Genomic DNA, 18998 nt, shown 5'->3' with positions numbered 1-18998 from the left:
CCGCCCAGCGCAGGCGGCGCGCTTCTTCGGTGAAGCGGGCGGCGTTAGCCCCCGGCCCGCTGCTTGGCCACCTTGATGTGCTCCACGCCTGAGATGCCCGAACCGACTCGAAAGGTCACGCCGCCCTCCTCGTTGACCCAGACCGCGCGCACCGACCTGCCCGCGGCGAACCGGCTGACGACCGCAGGGGCACCGCAGGCTGCGCTGACGGGTAGGACGGGGCAGACAGCGGGCGCCTCTTTTCGGCACTTCAGGCGGCTCACAGCCGGGAGCACTAGGCTAAATGGCTGTGGAACCGGCATACGGGACTGTCATCCAGCTTGCTCGCCTGATATTTCGCATGCACGGGCTAAAGATCACCGTCACCGGGGTGGAGAACATTCCCACCAGCGGCGGTGCCGTCATCGCGATCAACCATACCGGCTACCTCGACTTCATGCTCGCGGGTTTGCCCACCTATCAACAAGGACTGGGCCGCAAAGTCCGGTACATGGCCAAGCAAGAGGTTTTCGACCACAAGATCACCGGCCCGATCATGCGTAGCCTGCGGCACATCCCGGTGGACCGGCAAAGTGGGGCCGCGTCCTACGAGGCCGCGGTCCGGAGCTTGAAAGACGGTGAACTGGTCGGCGTTTATCCCGAAGCGACGATCAGCCGCAGCTTCGAGATCAAGGAGTTCAAGTCGGGAGCCGCCCGGATGGCGGTCGCGGCCGGGGTGCCGATCGTTCCGCACATCGTCTGGGGCGCGCAGCGGATCTGGACCAAGGGCCACCCCAAGAAGCTTTTTCGCCCGAAAGTGCCGATCACGGTGCTCGTCGGCGAACCGATTGAACCGACGCTGGCGATCGAGGATTTGAACGGCCTGCTGCACTCGCGGATGCAACATCTGCTGGAACAGGCGCAAGAGCAGTACGGGCCGCATCCGGCAGGAGAGTTCTGGGTGCCGCACCGGCTGGGCGGGGGCGCGCCCTCGTTAGCTGAGGCGACCCGCCTGGACGCCGAGGAGGCGGCGGAGAAGGCGGCTCGCCGCGCTCAACGAGCCGATCACGCCAGCGGGGCGGAGCAGTGATCGATGGCCGAGCCAACCTTTCGCACCCTCGAGATCCTGACTCAGCTGATCGTCTTGGCCAGCGGGAGCCGAATCACCTACCTCGGCGAGGAGAACATCCCCGACCGTGGCGGCGCCGTGATCGCCATCAACCACACCAGCTATGTCGACTGGCTACCGGCCGCGCTGGCCATGCATCGCCGGCACCGCCGGATGCGATTCATGATCAAGGCCGAGATGCAACAGGTGAACATCGTCAACTTCCTGATCAAACACACCAAAACCATCCCGGTGGATCGAGGCGCCGGGGCCGATGCCTATGCGGTGGCCGTGCAGCGGCTACGCGAGGGTGAGCTGGTCGGGGTCTATCCGGAGGCCACCATCAGCCGCAGCTTCGAGCTCAAGGAGTTCAAGACCGGGGCCGCCCGCATGGCGAGCGAAGCCGATGTCCCGATCGTCCCCGTGATCGTCTGGGGTACGCAACGGATCTGGACCAAGGACCATCCAAGAAATGTCGGTCGCAACAAGGTGCCGATCACCGTCTCGGTGGGGGCGCCGTTGCGCGCCACCAAAGACATTGCGCAGACCGATGCCGCGCTGCGTGAGTCGATGAACACGCTGCTGAACCAGGTGCAGCAGCGGTATCCTCACCCGACTGGGGCGTACTGGGTGCCGCACCGGCTGGGGGGAGGGGCCCCGACGTTGGACGAGGCGGCTCGGATCGAGGCCGACGAGGCTGCGGCCAGGGCCGCCAGCCGCACACCGCACCAGTCGCGGTAGAGGCGGGAGGAGAGGGAGATGGCAGCGCCGTTTTACCGGTTGTGCGAGTGGGTCGTTCCGCCGGTCGTCGCGATGAACGGAACCAAATTCACGTTCCATGGCCTCGAGAACATTCCGCAGCGGGGCGGTGCAATACTTGCCCAGAACCACACCAGCTATCTGGACTGGCTTCCACCGTTGTTCGCCGTGCGTGAGCGGGGCCGGCGCATGCACTTCATGATCAAGGCCGAGATGGCCGACGTGAAGGCCGTCAACTATGTGATCAAGCACGCCAGGCTTATTCCGGTGGACCGCACGATGGGTCACGACGCGTATGAGATAGCCGTGCAGCGGCTGCGGGAGGGCGAACTCATCGGGATGCATCCCGAGGCCACCATCAGCCGCAGCTTCGAACTAAGGGACTTCAAGACCGGCGCAGCACGGATGGCGCTGGCGGCGCGGGTGCCGCTAATTCCCGTGATTGTCTGGGGTGCGCATCGGATTTGGCCCAAAGATCATCCGAAGAAGGTGTTCCGCAACAAAGTTCCGATCACCGTGGCCGTCGGCCGGCCGCTGGCGCCACAGGGCACTCCCGAGCAACTCAACGTCACGCTTCGCAATGCGATGGCCGCGTTGCTGTACAAAGTGCAAGAGGAGTATCCGCACCCCGAAGGCGAGTTCTGGGTGCCGCGGCGGCTGGGTGGCAGCGCGCCAACCCGGGACGACTCCAGGCAGATCCGTTTGGCCGAACTGCAGGAGCGGGCCCGGAAGTACGGACACGATGGCGTGACGCGGCCCGGGCAGTCGCAAAGTGGATCGCAGTGACGGTCCTATGACATCCAAACAATGACCAACAAATGACGGTGCCGGCCCTCATTGCCTGCGATGTCGACGGCACATTGTTCGACGACGACGAAACCATCACCCCGCGCACCCGCGACGCCGTGCGCGCCGCCGTCGCGGCTGGTGCGCAGTTCATCCTGGCGACCGGGCGGCCCCCGCGCTGGGTGCGCCCCGTCGTCGACGCGCTCGGCTTCGCGCCGATGGCAGCCTGCGCCAACGGCGCGGTGATCTACGACCCTGCGACCGATCGGGTGCTGTCGGCGCGCACGCTGTCGGTCGACCTGCTCGGCGAGTTGGCCGAGATCGCGAATCGCGCGATCCCGGGTGCAGGCCTGGCCGTCGAGCGGATCGGTAAGAGCGCCCATGACACCGCGACCCCCCAGTTCGTCAGCTCGCCCGGCTACGAGCACGCGTGGCTCAACCCGGACAACACCGAGGTGTCGATCGAAGACCTGCTGAGCGCGCCGGCCATCAAGCTGCTGATCCGCAAGGCCGGTGCCCGCAGCGCGGATATGGCCGCCGAGCTGGCCAAGCATGTCGGGATCGAGGGTGATATCACCTACTCCACCAACAACGGGCTGGTGGAGATCCTGCCGCTGGGAATCAGCAAGGCGACCGGTGTCGAAGAGATCGCCCGGCCGCTGGGGATCAGCGACGACGAGGTAGTGGCGTTCGGGGACATGCCCAACGACGTGCCGATGCTGCTGCGCGCAGGTCACGGCGTCGCGATGGGCAACGCGCATCCCGAGACAGTGGCCGCCGCCGACGAGGTCACCAGCCCCAACACCGAGGACGGTGTCGCGCGAGTACTGGAACGCTGGTGGAGCATCTAGCGTCGTACGCTGCTGCGATGTGGGAAACTGCCCGCGTGCCCATGTTCCGGCCTGACGCCCGCCGCGTCCGAACCGTCGTGAGCGGCGAGTTGAGCGGAGCGGAGGACCGCTGATGGGGTCAGAAGAAGACCGACCGCCGGCGAGCGGCGAGCCCGAGGGCGACAAGACCGAATCGGTTGAGCAGCCCTCGGACGAACATCAAGTCGAACATCAACCGCCACTGGCCTGGTCGGAGCAGGACGAATCCGCGCAGTACCCATCCGGCGGCAGCGTCGAGTTCCAGGATGCGGAAACGACGCGGCCGCGCGCGCCGACGCCCGCCGAGTTGCGCGCGCGGGAGAAGTTCGCCAAAAAGCAGCGGGAGCTCGAGGAGGCGCGACTCGAAGCCGAAGCCAAGCGGCGCAAGCGAAACCGCAGATTGATCGGCGCCGGGGCGGGTGTCGGGGTGGTGGGTGTGGTTGCGGGCCTGGGATATTGGGCGTTGTCGGCGCCCACCGTCACCGCCCAGTGCGCGCGGGACGACACCAACGGTCAGCCGGTGATCGTCCCCGATGACTACTGCACCGGTCACACCGCGGGACTCAACGGCTTCTTCTTTTTCGGCGGACATCAGTACCGGTACTACTACGGCAGCTCGGGGTCTGTCGGTCAGCCACCGATCGGTGGTACAACCACGGCACCCAGCGGCGCGACGGTAAAGACGAAGTCGGGCACCACCATTCAGCGCGGAGGGCTGGGCGGCAAGCTCAGTGGCGGCAAGGGCGGGGGCTCGTGAAGCGCCACAAGACGCAGCCCCGACCGAATTGGCGGTCGATCGTCGAATCGCAAGGAATGGTGTACGGGACGCCGGCGCGTGACGCGCGGGGCGCGGCCCGGCCGTACTGGGACGAGTCGGTGTACTACGAGTTCGATATGGACGAGATTCTGGCCCTCGAAGCCGACGTCGAGCTGCTGCATTCGATGTGCCTGAACGCCGTCGAGCAGGTGGTCCTGATGGAGCGGTACGCGGATTTCGCGCTGCCAGAATGGAGTTGGCAACCGATCGCCGAATCATGGCGTCGTTCCGATCCGCACGTGTACGGACGCTTCGACTTGCGCTACGACGGGCGCCGACCGGCGACGCTGCTGGAGTACAACGCGGATACACCCACGACGCTGCTCGAGGCCGCAATTCTGCAGTGGTACTGGCTCAAAGACAAGTTCCCCAACGACGACCAGTGGAACTCGCTGCACGAGCAGCTGGTCGACCGTTGGAAGGTGGTTCGGGATCTGCTGCCCAGCAGCGAATTGCACTTCACCTGGTCCGGCGTGGAAGCGACCGGCGAGGACCAGATCACGACGACCTACATGCAGGAGACCGCGGCGGAGGCGGGTTTTACGACCGTCGGGCTGATGATCGAGGACGTCGGTTGGGATAGCGCCCTGGAGCGGTTCGTCGACTTGGAAGAGGCCCAGATCGACACGATCTTCAAGCTGCACCCCTGGGAATGGGTGCTCGAGGACGAGTTCGGCAAAAACGTGGTGTCGAGCCTGCCACAGACGATGTGGATCGAACCGCTGTGGAAGACCTTGCTGTCCAACAAAGCGATTCTGGCCGTGCTGTGGGAAATGTATCCCGGTCACCCGAACCTATTGCCGGCCTACCTGGACGAGCCGCACGAGCTCACCGAATACGTCCGCAAGCCCAAGCTCGGCCGCGAGGGAGCCAACATCACCATTGTCGGCGCCGGCATGGACACCGCGACCGGCGGCGTCTACGGCGAGGAAGGTTTCGTCTACCAGTTGCTGGACCCGTTGCCTCAATTCGACGACATGCGGCCCGCGCTGGGCGCATGGATCGTCGGGGATTCGTCGGCAGGGCTGGGCATCCGCGAGACCGGCGGACTGGTAACCGACGACGGCGCAGCTTTTGTCCCGCACCGAATTCCGCTGAAATGAATGGGGTTGATCATCGATGACGACAACAAGCGTTGCGCTGTCGGGCTATTGGGATGCGGGTTACTGGAATGTGCTCGGCCGCGGGGTCGGTGCCATCGTCCTGTATGCGATCGTCGGGTTGGTGCTGATGATGATCGGGTTCTATGCCATCGACCTCACCACACCCGGACCGCTGCGCAAGATGGTCGACGCGGGAAAGCCGAACGCGATCGTCGTTGCCGCCGCGGGCATCGTCAGCATGGCGCTCATCGTGGTGCTGGCGATCTACGCGTCGTCGGGAAAGCTGGTGGAAGGGCTCGTCGGCTCAGCGATTTTCGGGCTCGTCGGGATCGTCGCGCAGGTGGTGATGATGAGATTCGCCACCCTGGTCATCGGCATCGACATGGACGCGTTGTTTCAGGCAGACGAGTTCAACTACGAGGCGCTCATGGTCGCGGCGGCGCAGTTCGCGCTCGGCATCGTCGTGGCGGTCGCGATTCTCTGACGCGCTCAACGCGTCATCCGGTGAATACCGGCAGCACTGAACGAGAGCAAGCACGCCTAGCTACGGGCGTTGGCCCGCAGCGTTTTCGGTGGAATCGTCGACGCGATCAGCGAGTCGGCGTCGATGGTCTGTGGTTGGTAGGGCAGCGCCGCCAAGCGGGCCGACATCGCCGCGACCGGGTCCGCCACGGCTTCGGCCAGTCCCGACAGGAACGCCCACTCGTGTTCGTCGCTGCCGAAATACACCACGGTGTCGAAGGTTTCGTGAAATCGTCGCCACGAGTACTGCAGCGACTCGTTGCGCCAGAGTGTCGGGCACCCAGCCTGGAAAACCACGACGCGACCGATATTGCGGCACGTTCTGAGGAAGTCGACGTCGTACAACCGGTTGTGCTGCACGGGTTCGGTCCGCTCGTCGGGAAGGTCGACGACGACGACATCGTACGACGTACTGGATTCGGCCACGAAGCTCCAGCCGTCGCGGTAGTGCACGGTGACCGGGCCGAGTCCCCTTTCCGCGGTGAGTAATTCGCCCGCCGTATACCCGTAGGGCAGATGCTCCGCACACAGCCGCACGGCCTCGCGGTCGATATCGACATGATCGACCTGCGTGGCGCCGGCGGCTACCGCCAACTGGCTGACCACCCCCTCGCCGGAGCCGATGACGAGCACGCGATCGATCTTGTCCGCCAGCAGCAGCGCCGGCACCACCAGCGCCTCGTGATAGACGAGCTGGCTGAACTCGGTGCTCTGTCGTTCTCCGTCGCTGAATAACGCGACGCCCTGTTCCGTGCGGCCGATCACCAGATGTTGGAATTCGGTGCGCACGTCGCAGATGACTTCCGAGAGCCGCCACGTGCGGGTGAGCCCCGGTGCCAGCGGCTCGACGATGTCCGCGGCTGGGGCGCGGCCCGCGAAATGCGTTGGCAACGGGGCGAATCCATTGAATGACACGGACGTTAGCTCGCTGTGTAGGCACCGGCGTCCGCGATTTCGACCCGATCGCCTGCCCGGAGCGTGACGGGGAGCGGATACCTCCCGTAGAGCACGTCGTCGCCGTCGCACGTCGGGCCGGCGATCACCGCGTCCTCGACGGGGTCGCCCTCGCGGCGGGTCCGCAACCGGTACCGGATGTACTCATTCTCGGTTTCGGCGAGTCCGCCGTAACGACCGATGTCGAGATACACCCAGCGCCGGCCGTCGGTACCGGCGCGCACCGATACCACCTCGCAGCAGATGGTGCCCGCGGGTCCTACGATCGCCCGTCCCGGTTCCACCACAAGTTGCGGTGGACTCGAACCGAAATGGCGTTCCATCGCGGTCATGATGGAGGTGGCCATAAGGCCGAGTTCGGGTGCGCCGGTTGCATACGCGACGGGGAAACCACCGCCGACATTGATGATGGTGAGGTCGCCCAGTGCGGCGAAGACCGGTTCGGCACAACGTATTCCGAACTCCCACGCGGCCGGCTTGAGCTGTTGCGAGCCGACATGGAAGCACACGCCTTCCGGCCGAAGTCCCAGAGCGCGGGCGTGGTTGAGCAGAGCTATAGCGTCGGCGGGGGCGCACCCGAACTTGTGGCCGAACGCCGTTACCGACGACGGAAACGTCGGTGCGATACGGCATTCCACGCTCGACCCGGGGGCATGCTCGGCGATGGCGGCCACACCGTCTTTGGTGTCGAACGTGAACCTGCGCACCCCGCGCGAGAATGCTCGAAATATGTCTGCTGGCTTCTTGATGGTGTTGCCGAACGTCAAGAGTCGGCCGCCGATAGCGGCGGAGGTGCACGAGTCGATCTCGCCGACCGAGGCGACGTCGAAGGCCGCGCCCTCGGCCGCGAGCAGACGCAGGATGGGTTCGGCCGGATTCGCCTTGACTGCGTAGCGGATCCGGGCATCGGGTAGTGCTGCTTGCAGAGTGTGGAAGTTCTCGCGCACCCGATCGAGATCGATGATCAGATACGGCGTCTCGGGCACACGTCGCAGACTAGTGGCCTGAGCACAGGCCGGAAACTCTGGCCTAGATGGCCGGGTGAGTCGGTGGCGAGAAGTGTTCGGGCGGCACCGTCGGTGCGCTCGCGGTTTGCGTCGAGACCGGCGTGATGATTCCGTCGACGACCTCGGTGACGTTGCCGGTGAGCCGCTCGAAGTTCAACGTGCCGTGCTGGAAGTTCTGCGTGATCTGCAGCGGCTCTTGGATCTCCGCGCTGGTGGGCAGTCCGAGCACACCGCGTTCGTAGCTCAGCGAGGCCCAGGCGTCGTAGATCGCGCCGGTGACGGGTTGGGGGCCGGTGGCCGGCGACCAGTACATCGCACCCCTGACAAACGTGGCGTAGCGGCCCCCACCCTCCGCGTCATCCTCCGGCGAGGTCGGTGCACCCAGGACGCTGTTCATGCCGCCGATCGCCTGCCAGTGCTCGTAGATCGCGCCGCCTTCGAGCGCCTTGATCAGTTCCTCGGGTGGATCGTTGAAATGTGAGGCGATGTCCCGGATCTCGTCCATCAGCGCGTACGCGGCGTTGCCCGGGCAGTCGGTGTTGCCGACGTCGCGGTGGGTGAAGATGGTCGGCAGCGTCGCTATGGCACCGGCCGGAAAGGTGGTGTAGTGGCTACCGGCCGATTCCAGTGCCACCGTGCCCTTGGGGTCGACGTTGTCCATGCCCAGGCGCCAGCCGAGCAGCCGGCCCACGGTTCGTACCTGGAGCGGCGTCGGTGGCACATCGTCGAAATTGCCGATCATGGCCACACCCCAGGTGTTGCTGTTGAACCCGCCGGTGTGGAACGCCTCGACGGGTTTGGTGAGTCCTCCGGCGCTGCCCTCGAAGACCTGGCCGTATTTGTCGACCAACGCGTTGTACGCGATGTCGCACCAGCCCAGCGTCTTCGCGTGGTAGGTGTAGATTGCCTTGACGATACCGGCCGACTCCAGCGGCGAGTAGTCATTGCTACCCACGGTGTGGTGAATCACCGCGGCGCGAATTCCATTGTCGTACTTTGGGGTACCGCACCGTAGTGACTCGTCGGCGCCCCAATCCGCTCGGCTGATGATGGCGGGCGCCTGGCCCGGCATCAGCACTCCGGCCGGGGGTGTCCACTGCGACCTGGCCGGTGCCTGCGGCGGGGAAATAAGTATCGCGGAGATGTTCTGCCCGAAGTGCTGTTCCTTGGTAGCCGGTTTGTATCCCAGGCTCGGTGGTGGCTCTGCTGGCGCCTGGGTCACCTGCGCATCGATCGGGCGGGTGACCGCAACCTGCACGGACGTGGTGGCGCCCACGAACACCGGATCCGTGCTGCGGGGTCCCGCCGCATCGGCCCCACCGGTTTCATAGTCGGTCTGGTACCAGGGTCCCCACGAACCATCGGTGTGCTTGGCCCGCACGCGCATGGAGGTACCGGCCAGGTCGCCGGTGAGCGCAACCAATGAAAACGGGAGGCCCTGGGTCACTTCGCGAACGGTGACGCCGCCGCCGAGCCCGATCAGCGGGTGCTCGGCGAGTTGGGTGTCATGACCCGGGGCAGCGGTAGGACCGCTTTCGTGTGTCGGGTCCACGATCCACGACACGATGACGACGGTCGCCGCGAAAGCGGTGAGCAACATCGTCGGCGCACGGCTGCGGGACACCACCAGGCGATGTTACGTGTGTTTCTATTGTTATTTATGAGGCGACACGGTATATAGGGCAGAAACTCCACGAAAGCGCGTTCGACGGCACCGCAGAGATGTGACTCTGCGGTGCCGTCAGGTAACAGGTAGTGAAGGTGCTTTTGGGCCCTTTCGAGGCCTTACATCGGTGGCGCCAGCGGGGCGGCCGGTGCCGCCGCAGCCGGAGCTGCCGCGGTCCCTGCTGCGGCCGGTAGTCCTGCAGCCCCTGCCGCCGCCGGAGCCGCGCCGGTGGGCAGGGCAGCAGCGGGCGCTGCGCCGGTCGGCAGGGCCGCGGCGCCGTGCGCTGCGCCGGTCGGCAGGGCGGCACCCGGCAGGCCGGCGGCACCTGGCAGGCCGGCAGCACCGGGCAGGCCGGCAGCACCCGGCACCCCGCCGGTCGGCAGGGCGGCACCCGGCGCGCCCGCGGCCGCTCCGGCGCCGCCGTGCTGGACGCCCTGCATGATCGCCGGCATTATCAGGCCCTTGAGCAGGTCGATGGCCTGGCTAGCACCCAACTGGTTCGCGGTTTGCATCAAGTCATTGATGAGCCCGCCGCCACCGCCACCGCCGCCGCTGGCGGCCGGGCTGGCCCCCAGTCCGCCACCGCCGAGCCCGGAGGTGTCACCGAGGATCGGGTAGGTGCCGTCGGCGCCCGGGTCCGTGATCGGCACCTCACTGGGAGCCGCGATCGGACTGCCCATGCCGGGTGCGACTCCGGCCGGACTGGTGAGTACGGGGTTCGGAGTGGTTGCAGCCGCCGCACCCGGCGTAATCGGCGTCGTCGGCGTCAGCGCGGTGCTGGGCGTGGTCAGGCCGGGGCCAGTACCTGCAGCGGCCGCCGGCGTCAGACCCGGGCTGGTCAGACCGGGACTTGTCAGACCGGGGCTTGTCAGACCTGGGCTGGTGAGCCCGCCGGTACCCGTCAAGCCCGTGGTACCCAGGCCCGGGCTGCCCAGGCCCGGACTCGTCAACCCGGTGCTGGTGGCGCTGGTCCCGCTCAGCGCAGGGACTGGCGGCAGGTTGATCCCAAACTGCGACAGTCCTTGCGTCAGCGCGCCCATCAGCTCGCCGGGCAGGTCGGTAACAACCGCCGCCTGCTTGAACTCGTGGTGCTGCGGCGGTTTGTTGCTTTCGGTCGATTCGTAAACCAGGAAGTAAGCGCATGGACTCGCGACTGCCAGGGCGGCGACCGCGCTCATGGCTGTCGAGAGCTTGCGTCGGCGTCGGTTCGGCACGGAAGTCTCCTCCATTTGGGCTATCTGATGTGTCGGGCCATGTCTGCACTCAAACCACCGGGTACAGACATGAACCCCACGCAGTTGATGGTACGAGTGAGATTGGTGTGACTAGAGTGGCGATATCGAATCGTGAGGCAATCGGTACTCTGACCGCAACACACGGCGCGGTGGCCTCACCTGCCCGAACCGCGGCCCCGTCACGTCGTCAAATGGGGTTATTTCCCCGCGGTCGGATAACCTAGGCAACCGATGACCGTTCGTTTTGACCTTCTCGTCGTCGGGTCCGGATTCTTCGGTCTGACGGTCGCCGAGCGCGTGGCTACCCAGTTGGACAAGCGCGTGCTGATCGTGGATAGGCGCCCGCACATCGGCGGCAACGCGTATTCCGAAGCCGAACCGCAGACCGGCATCGAGGTCCACAAGTACGGTGCCCACCTCTTCCACACCTCTAATAAGAGGGTCTGGGATTACGTGCGCCAGTTCACCGAGTTCACCGACTACCGCCACCGGGTGTTCGCGATGCACAACGGGCAGGCCTACCAATTCCCGATGGGCCTGGGCCTGGTGTCGCAGTTCTTCGGCAAGTACTTCACACCCGACGAAGCTCGGCAGCTAATCGCCGAGCAAGCCTCTGAATTCTCAGCAACCGACGCCGCCAATTTCGAGGAGAAGGCCATCTCGCTGATCGGCCGGCCGCTCTATGAGGCGTTCGTCAAGGGCTACACCGCCAAGCAGTGGCAGACCGACCCCGTCGAGCTTCCGGCCGCCGTCATCAATCGCCTGCCGGTGCGCTACACCTTCGACAACCGCTATTTCAGCGACACCTATGAGGGTTTGCCGGCCGACGGTTACACCGCCTGGTTGGAGAAGATGGCCGCCGACGACCGCATCGAGGTAAGGCTGAACACCGACTGGTTCGACGTCCGCGAGCAACTGCGTGCGGACAGTCCCGACGCCCCGGTGGTGTACACGGGCCCGTTGGATCGCTATTTCGATTACGCCGAAGGCCGACTCGGTTGGCGCACACTGGACTTCGAGGTGGAAGTGTTACCGATCGGGGATTTCCAGGGCACGCCGGTAATGAACTACAACGATCTCGACGTGCCCTACACCCGCATCCACGAGTTCCGCCACTTCCACCTCGAGCGTGACTATCCCACCGACAAGACGGTGATCATGCGGGAGTACTCCCGGTTCGCCGAAGACGACGACGAGCCTTACTACCCGATCAACACCGAGGCCGACCGCGCCCTGTTGGCCGCATACCGGGCCAGGGCGAAGGCCGAAACCGCCTCATCGAAGGTGCTTTTCGGTGGCCGGCTGGGTACCTACCAGTATCTGGATATGCACATGGCCATTGCCAGCGCATTGAACATGTATGACAACACCCTCGCGCCGCACCTACGCGACGGCGCGGATCTAGTGGAAAAGGAAGGCGCGCGCGCATGACTCGTGCCGGGGTAAGCCTGCTGTCTCGAATAATCCTGCCGCGTCCGGGTGAACCGCTCGACGTACGCAAGCTCTACCTGGAGGAATCGACCACCAACGCCCGGCGTGCGCATGCGACGACGCGCACCTCCCTGCAAATCGGTGCGGAGTCCGAAGTCTCGTTCGCCACGTACTTCAACGCATTCCCGGCCAGCTACTGGCGGCGCTGGACGATCTGCCAGTCGGTGGTGTTGCGGGTCGAGCTGACCGGCGCCGGCCGCGTCGACCTGTACCGGACCAAGGCCACGGGGGTGCGGATCTCTGTGGAGGGCCGCCAATTCGTCGGCACCGACGATCAGCCGGCCGTCGTCGAGTTGGAGGTGCCGCTCAAGTCGTTCGAGGACGGCGGCTGGATCTGGTTCGACATCACCACCGACACCGCGGTCAGCCTGGTCAGCGGAGGTTGGTATGCGACCGAACCCGCTCCGGGTACGGCCAACATCGCGGTCGGCATCCCGACGTTCAACCGCCCTGCCGACTGCGTCAATGCGCTGGCCGATCTCACCGCAGATCCATTGGTGGACAAGGTAATTGGTGCTGCGATTGTCCCGGATCAGGGCGCCCGCAAGGTGCGCGATCACCCGGATTTTCCGGCAGCGGCCGCGGGTCTGGGTAATCGGCTCTCCATCCACGACCAGCCCAACCTCGGCGGTTCCGGTGGTTACAGCCGGGTGATGTACGAGGCGCTGAAAAACACCGCCTGTCAACAGATTCTGTTCATGGACGACGACATCCGCATCGAGCCGGATTCGATTCTGCGGGTGCTGGCGATGAACCGATTCGCCAAGTCCCCGATGCTGATCGGCGGTCAGATGCTCAACCTGCAGGAGCCGTCGCACCTGCACATCATGGGCGAGGTCGTCAACCAGTCGAACTTCATGTGGACCGCCGCGCCGCACGCCGAGTACGACCACGACTTCGCCGAATACCCGCTGAGCGACAAGAACGATCGGAGCGCGCTACTGCACCGGCGCATCGACGTCGACTTCAACGGCTGGTGGACGTGCATGATCCCGCGGCAGGTCGCCGAGGAGCTTGGACAGCCGTTGCCGCTGTTCATCAAATGGGACGACGCCGAATACGGCCTGCGGGCCGGTGAGCACGGCTACCCGACGGTGACGCTGCCCGGTGCCGCGATCTGGCACATGGCCTGGAGCGACAAAGACGACGCCATCGACTGGCAGGCCTACTTCCATCTGCGCAACCGGTTGGTGGTCGCGGCGCTGCACTGGGACGGCCCAAAAAGGCGAGTCTCCGGCCTGATCCGCAGCCATCTGAAGGCGACGCTGAAACACCTTGCCTGCCTTGAATATTCAACGGTGGCAATCCAGAACAGGGCCATCGACGACTTCCTCGCCGGGCCCGAACACATCTTTTCGATTCTGGAATCGGCCCTGCCCGAAGTGCACCGCCTGCGCAAGGAATTCCCGGATGCCGTCGTCCTACCGGCGGCCAGCGAACTGCCGGCACCGTCGCACCAAAGCAAGGCGATGAAGCCGCCGGTCAACCCGCTGTCCATCAGCTACCGGCTGGCCCGCGGCATCCTGCACAACCTCACCCAGGCGGATCCCGAATCCCACGAGCGCCCCGAGTTCAACGTGCCGACGCAGGACGCGCGCTGGTTCCGGCTGTGCACGGTCGACGGGGTCACCGTCACCACGGCCGACGGGTGCGGCGTGGTCTACCGCCAGCGCGACCGCCGCAAGATGTTCTCGCTGTTGCTCAAGTCGCTGCGCCGTCAGCGCCGACTGGCAAGCCGCTTCGACGAGATGCGCAGGGTGTACCGGGACGCGCTGCCCGTGCTGTCCAGCAAGCAGAAGTGGGAGACGGCGTTGCTGCCATCGGCAGACAGCAAGCCCGAGCATGCCTGACACCCCTCTTCCGGCGCCGCCGCGCGGCGAGGTTGCCGCGATGGTTGCCGTCCAATCGGCGCTGGCTGACCGCCCGGGTCTGCTGACCACGGCGCGCGGGCTCTCCCACTTCGGGGAGCACAGCATCGGCTGGGTCGCCGTGTCGCTACTCGGTGCACTCCTGATGCCGCGCCGCCGCGAGGACTGGCTGGTGGCCGGGGCCGGCGCGTTCGCCGCCCACGCGGCCGCTGTGCTGGTCAAGCGGGTGGTTCGGCGCAAACGGCCGCATCATCCGGCCGTCGCGGTGAACGTCGGCACACCCAGCCAGCTGAGCTTCCCGTCGGCGCATGCCACCTCCACCACGGCGGCGGCGATTTTGATGGGTCGCGTCACCGGGTTGCCGCTACCCGTGTTGCTCGTCCCGCCGATGGCACTTTCGCGGATACTGCTGGGGGTGCACTATCCCAGCGACGTGGCTTTCGGTATCGGTCTTGGCGCCGCCGTCGCGGGGATCGCCGTCCGAATGCGGGAGATGTGGCGTAGATGAGTGAAGACGGTCAAGCCGTCGTGATCGAACCCCCGGCGAATCTGATCACCGGCGTGGTCAAGGCGATCCGCCCGCGGCAATGGGTGAAAAACGTGCTGGTTTTGGCCGCGCCGTTGAGCGCGGCGGGCCACGGCCACCGCTACGACTACGGTCAACTGGGAATCCAGGTGACGGTGGCCTTCGTGGTGTTCAGCCTGGCGGCCTCCGCGGTTTACCTGGTCAACGACGTCCGCGACGTCGAGGCCGACCGCGAACACCCCACCAAGCGGTTTCGCCCGATCGCCGCCGGCGTGGTGCCCGAATGGCTGGCCTACACCCTGGCCGTCGTGCTCGCAGCGGCTTCGCTCGGGCTGGCCCGGTGGCTGACGCCAAACCTGGCGGTGGTGATGGCGGTCTATATCGCCGTGCAGTTGGGCTATTGCTTCGGCCTCAAACACCAAGCGGTGGTGGACATCTGCGTGGTGTCGTCGGGTTTTTTGCTCCGGGCCATTGCCGGGGGCGCTGCCACCGACACCCGGCTATCACAGTGGTTTTTACTGATCATGGCGTTCGGGTCGCTGTTCATGGCGGCCGGCAAGCGCTACGCCGAGCTGCAATTGGCCGAGCGCACCGGCGCAGCGATCCGTAAGGCGCTGGAAAGCTACACCGGCACCTATCTGCGGTTCGTCTGGACGTTGTCGGCCACCGCAGTGGTGATGTGCTACGGGCTGTGGGCCTTCGAGCGTGACCACGGCTCGGCGGGCTGGTTCTCGGTGTCAATGGTTCCGTTCACCGTCGCGATCCTGCGCTACGCGGTGGATGTCGACGGCGGGCTCGCGGGGGAGCCCGAAGAGATCGCGTTGCGTGACCGGGTATTGCAGCTGCTGTTCGTGGTATGGATCGGAACACTTGGTGCCGCTGTTGCCTTCGGCTAGTCCCAGGCTCGCGACGGCGTTGGCTTCCCGCCGCGCGACGCGGGTGACCCGGCCGGTGTTCCCGTACCAGCGTGTGGTCCGGATCAGCCTGTGGCTGAGCGTGTTGGTGGTCGTCGTGCTGTTCGGTTGGGGCAGCTGGCAACGGCGCTGGATCGCCGACGACGGGCTGATCGTGCTGCGGACCGTGCGAAATCTGTTGGCCGGCAACGGGCCGGTGTTCAACCAGGGCGAGCGGGTCGAGGCGAACACCTCGACGGCGTGGACCTATCTGATGTACGCGGGAAGCTGGGTCGGCGGACCGCTGCGCATGGAGTACGTGGCGTTAGCCCTGGCGCTGGTGCTTTCCCTGCTGGGCGTGGCGCTGCTCATGCTGGGTACGGGCCGGTTGTATGCACCCAGCCTGCGGGGCCGCAGGGCGATCATGCTGCCCGCCGGGGCGCTGGTCTACATCGCGCTGCCACCTTCGCGTGACTTCGCCACGTCCGGTCTGGAGAGCGGGTTGACACTGGCTTATCTGGGTTTGCTGTGGTGGATGATGGTGTGCTGGTCGCAGCCGCTGCGGAACCGTTCGGACAGCCAGGCTTTCACCGGTGCGCTTGCCTTCGTCGCGGGGTTTTCCGTGTTGGTCCGGCCCGAGCTGGCGCTGATGGGCGGGCTGGCCCTGATCATGATGCTCGTCGCGGCCCGGACCTGGCGCAATCGTGTGCTCATTGTGGTGGCTGGGGGATTTCTGCCGGTCGCTTACGAGATCTTTCGGATGGGCTACTACGGCCTGCTGGTGCCCGGTACCGCGCTGGCCAAGGATGCGGCCGGAGACAAGTGGTCACAGGGCATGGTCTATCTGGCGAATTTCACCCAGCCCTACGCGCTCTGGCTGCCGGTGCTGTTGCTGGTACCGCTGGGCGTGTTGTTGGTGGTGATTCGTCGGCGGCCGTCGTTCGTGCGCCCGATGGAGTCCCCCAACTACGGCCGGCTGGCCCGCGCGGTGCAAAGCCCGCCGGCCGCGGTGGCCTTTGTGCTGGTCAGCGGACTCCTGCAGGCGTTGTACTGGATCCGGCAAGGCGGCGACTTCATGCACGCCCGGGTGTTGCTGGCGCCGCTCTTTTGTTTGCTGGCTCCGGTGGCCGTGATACCGGTTCCGATCCCGGACCGGACTGACCATTCGCGCTATTCGCGGGAGGCGGGCTATTGGCTGGCCGGTGCCGCCGGCCTGCTCTGGCTGGGCGTCGCGGGCTGGTCGTTGTGGGCGGCGAACTCACCCGGCATGGGTGATGACGCCACCCGCGTCACCTACTCCGGGATCGTCGACGAGCGCCGCTTCTATGCGCAGGCCACCGGGCACGCACATCCGCTGACCGCCGCCGACTACCTGGACTACCCGAGGATGGCTGCCATCCTGACCGCGCTCGACAACACTCCCGACGGAGCCTTGCTGTTGCCGTCCGGCAACTACACCCAGTGGGACCTGGTGCCTATGATTTCGCCGCTCCCGCCGAAACCGGGAGCTGCCCCGGCTGACCAAAAGCCGCAGCATGCGGTGTTTTTCACCAACCTCGGCATGGTGGGCATGAACGTCGGGCTGGACGTCAGGGTGATCGACCAGATCGGGCTGGCAAACCCGATTGCCCAGCACACGGAACGCCTGAAGCACGGCCGGATCGGGCATGACAAAAACCTCTTCCCGGACTGGGTCATCGCCGACGGCCCTTGGGTGAAGCGGTATCCGGGCATTCCCGGCTACCTGGATCAGACCTGGGTCGCCCAGGCGGTGGCGGCCCTGCAATGCCCCGAGACAAAGGCGGTGCTGAGTTCGGTGCGTGCTCCGATGACCACGCATCGATTCGTGTCCAACTTCGTGAATTCGTTTCAGTTCACCGGCTACCGGATCGACCGCGTTCCGCTTTACGAACTCGCCCGGTGTGGGCTCCCGGTGCCCGACGTACCCCCCGCGCCTCCCCGCGATTGAACTGACGGCTTTTTGGGGTGGAGTGGGACGGGTGCCGAAAAAATCACAGTCGCGATCGGATGCGCTCGGCCCGCGAATACTGACAGCAAAGTCACAATCGAGCGCTCACCAGCGGGCGACCCCGCCCAGGCACATGCGGAAACAGCTGTTTTGCTCGCCGCGGCCGGCCCGAAAAGCGCTGTGAATTACCGCCAAAGCAACGCGCTCGATGCGAGCGCGCGGGCGAAGTTGTGATTGACTACACGGGCACTGCCGCGCCTGACGTGTGCAGTCGGAAACCCAATTAAGCCCAGAAGACGCGCCCATGCGGGGGATGCGGCCGAAAGGATGAGGAAGCAAAGCATGAAACTTGTTAACAGGTTTCGCGGTGCCGTAGCGGCAGGAATATTCAAGCCGCGCCGGCTCGTGGTGGGTGCCGTGGGAGCGGCCCTGCTGTCGGGTCTGATCGGCATCGTGGGGGGCCCGACAACCGCCGGGGCATTCTCTCGCCCGGGCCTGCCGGTGGAATACCTGCAGGTGCCCTCCGCGGGCATGGGCCGCGATATCAAGGTGCAGTTCCAGAGCGGCGGTGCCAACTCGCCCGCGCTGTACCTGCTCGACGGTATGCGCGCGCAGGACGACTTCAACGGTTGGGACATCAACACCCCGGCGTTCGAGTGGTACTACCAGTCGGGCATTTCGGTCGTCATGCCGGTCGGCGGGCAGTCCAGCTTCTACTCGGACTGGTACAAGCCAGCCTGCGGCAAGGCAGGCTGCACCACCTACAAGTGGGAGACCTTCCTGACCAGTGAGCTGCCGCAGTACCTGTCGTCGCAGAAGCAGGTCAAGCCGACCGGCAGCGCCGCGGTCGGCCTGTCGATGGCTGGGTCGTCGGCACTGATCCTGGCGGCCTACCACCCCGACCAGTTCGTCTACGCCGGTTCGCTGTCGGCGCTGCTGGACCCGTCGCAGGGCATGGGACCGACGCTGATCGGCCTGGCCATGGGCGACGCGGGCGGCTACAAGACCTCGGACATGTGGGGCCCGAAGGAGGACCCCGCCTGGCAGCGCAACGACCCGTCGCTGCAGATCGGGAAGCTGGTCGCCAACAACACCCGCATCTGGGTGTACTGCGGCAACGGCAAGCCGTCCGACCTCGGTGGCGACAACCTGCCCGCGAAGTTCCTCGAGGGCTTCGTCCGGACCAGCAACCTGAAGTTCCAGGACGCGTACAACGCAGCCGGTGGTCACAACGCGGTGTTCAACTTCGACGCCAACGGCACGCACGACTGGCCGTACTGGGGCGCACAGGTCAACGCCATGAAGCCTGACCTGCAGCGTGTGCTGGGCGCCACGCCCAACACCGGCCCCACTAGCCCCGCCGGCGCCGGCACGGGTGCCAACCCCGCCGGCAACCAGGGCCAGTAAACACCTGGGCTGAAAAACAACCGACTGGCGGCGGCGACC

The 18998-nt window shown here is 65.7% G+C and carries 17 protein-coding genes and 1 pseudogene; 13 read left to right on the top strand and 5 right to left on the bottom strand.

The features are described from left to right. Positions 1-229: pseudogene (locus tag ACLP9N_RS03160) on the bottom strand (aminoglycoside 3'-phosphotransferase); the annotation flags it as partial. A 60-nt stretch (positions 230-289) separates the two neighbouring features. Between ACLP9N_RS03160 and ACLP9N_RS03155 the strand changes: the two are divergent. The 7 genes from ACLP9N_RS03155 to ACLP9N_RS03125 all read left to right on the top strand — a co-directional run bounded on the left by ACLP9N_RS03155 (position 290) and on the right by ACLP9N_RS03125 (position 5905). After that, entirely contained in the window at positions 290-1069 is a 780-nt protein-coding gene (locus ACLP9N_RS03155) for a lysophospholipid acyltransferase family protein (RefSeq protein WP_442406030.1), read from the top strand. A 3-nt stretch (positions 1070-1072) separates the two neighbouring features. Further along, positions 1073-1828, top strand: a complete 756-nt coding sequence (locus ACLP9N_RS03150) for a lysophospholipid acyltransferase family protein (RefSeq protein ID WP_442406028.1) — start codon at positions 1073-1075, stop codon at positions 1826-1828. An 18-nt stretch (positions 1829-1846) separates the two neighbouring features. Then, entirely contained in the window at positions 1847-2632 is a 786-nt protein-coding gene (locus ACLP9N_RS03145) for a lysophospholipid acyltransferase family protein (RefSeq protein ID WP_442406027.1), read from the top strand. Between the two features lie 32 nt (positions 2633-2664). Beyond that, entirely contained in the window at positions 2665-3483 is an 819-nt protein-coding gene (locus ACLP9N_RS03140; RefSeq protein WP_442406026.1) for an HAD family hydrolase, read from the top strand. Between the two features lie 112 nt (positions 3484-3595). Then, positions 3596-4258, top strand: coding sequence for a hypothetical protein (locus ACLP9N_RS03135; RefSeq protein ID WP_442406025.1), 663 nt, complete (start codon positions 3596-3598; stop codon positions 4256-4258). Beyond that, positions 4255-5421 carry a glutathionylspermidine synthase family protein gene (locus ACLP9N_RS03130; protein ID WP_442406024.1) on the top strand — a complete coding sequence of 389 codons (1167 nt, stop codon included), beginning with the start codon at positions 4255-4257 and terminating at the stop codon, positions 5419-5421. Before ACLP9N_RS03135 ends, ACLP9N_RS03130 begins: the two co-directional genes overlap by 4 nt. Before the next feature lie 16 nt (positions 5422-5437). Next, entirely contained in the window at positions 5438-5905 is a 468-nt protein-coding gene (locus ACLP9N_RS03125) for a DUF350 domain-containing protein (RefSeq protein WP_442406023.1), read from the top strand. Positions 5906-5961: 56 nt separating this feature from the next. Here ACLP9N_RS03125 and ACLP9N_RS03120 read toward each other — a convergent pair whose 3' ends face one another. The 4 genes from ACLP9N_RS03120 to ACLP9N_RS03105 all read right to left on the bottom strand — a co-directional run bounded on the left by ACLP9N_RS03120 (position 5962) and on the right by ACLP9N_RS03105 (position 10784). Next, positions 5962-6858: a spermidine synthase gene (locus ACLP9N_RS03120; protein WP_442406022.1), complete on the bottom strand. Its 897-nt coding sequence runs from the start codon at positions 6856-6858 to the stop codon at positions 5962-5964. Positions 6859-6863: 5 nt separating this feature from the next. After that, positions 6864-7883, bottom strand: coding sequence for a type III PLP-dependent enzyme (locus ACLP9N_RS03115; RefSeq protein WP_442406021.1), 1020 nt, complete (start codon positions 7881-7883; stop codon positions 6864-6866). Positions 7884-7926: 43 nt separating this feature from the next. Further along, positions 7927-9531, bottom strand: coding sequence for an N-acetylmuramoyl-L-alanine amidase (locus ACLP9N_RS03110; protein WP_442406020.1), 1605 nt, complete (start codon positions 9529-9531; stop codon positions 7927-7929). Between the two features lie 158 nt (positions 9532-9689). Further along, complete coding sequence (locus ACLP9N_RS03105; RefSeq protein WP_442406019.1) at positions 9690-10784, bottom strand: PirG; 1095 nt, start codon at positions 10782-10784, stop codon at positions 9690-9692. Between the two features lie 252 nt (positions 10785-11036). Here ACLP9N_RS03105 and glf point away from each other — a divergent pair, with 252 nt between their 5' ends. From glf to ag85A, 6 genes are all read left to right on the top strand, one after another. Next, entirely contained in the window at positions 11037-12236 is a 1200-nt protein-coding gene (gene glf, locus ACLP9N_RS03100; protein WP_442406018.1) for a UDP-galactopyranose mutase, read from the top strand. After that, the gene (locus tag ACLP9N_RS03095) at positions 12233-14146 is read left to right on the top strand and encodes a glycosyltransferase (RefSeq protein WP_442406017.1); all 1914 of its coding nucleotides are present in this window, start codon (positions 12233-12235) and stop codon (positions 14144-14146) included. Before glf ends, ACLP9N_RS03095 begins: the two co-directional genes overlap by 4 nt. Then, positions 14139-14672, top strand: a complete 534-nt coding sequence (locus ACLP9N_RS03090; RefSeq protein ID WP_442406016.1) for a phosphatase PAP2 family protein — start codon at positions 14139-14141, stop codon at positions 14670-14672. Before ACLP9N_RS03095 ends, ACLP9N_RS03090 begins: the two co-directional genes overlap by 8 nt. Then, positions 14669-15586 carry a decaprenyl-phosphate phosphoribosyltransferase gene (locus ACLP9N_RS03085; RefSeq protein ID WP_442406015.1) on the top strand — a complete coding sequence of 306 codons (918 nt, stop codon included), beginning with the start codon at positions 14669-14671 and terminating at the stop codon, positions 15584-15586. The genes ACLP9N_RS03090 and ACLP9N_RS03085 overlap by 4 nt, the downstream gene beginning before the upstream one ends. Next, positions 15573-17552, top strand: a complete 1980-nt coding sequence (gene aftB, locus ACLP9N_RS03080) for a terminal beta-(1->2)-arabinofuranosyltransferase (protein ID WP_442406029.1) — start codon at positions 15573-15575, stop codon at positions 17550-17552. The genes ACLP9N_RS03085 and aftB overlap by 14 nt, the downstream gene beginning before the upstream one ends. Positions 17553-17894: 342 nt before the next feature. Next, positions 17895-18959 (top strand): diacylglycerol acyltransferase/mycolyltransferase Ag85A, encoded by a 1065-nt coding sequence (gene ag85A / locus ACLP9N_RS03075; protein WP_442406014.1) that lies wholly within the window; start codon positions 17895-17897, stop codon positions 18957-18959. The last annotated feature ends 39 nt before the right edge of the window (positions 18960-18998 follow it).

The sequence above is a fragment of the Mycobacterium sp. genome (genome assembly GCF_052144515.1).
Classification (GTDB): Bacteria; Actinomycetota; Actinomycetes; order Mycobacteriales; family Mycobacteriaceae; genus Mycobacterium.
The sequence above is the reverse complement of the archived record's forward strand: the minus strand, read 5'-3'. Positions and strand labels throughout refer to the sequence as shown.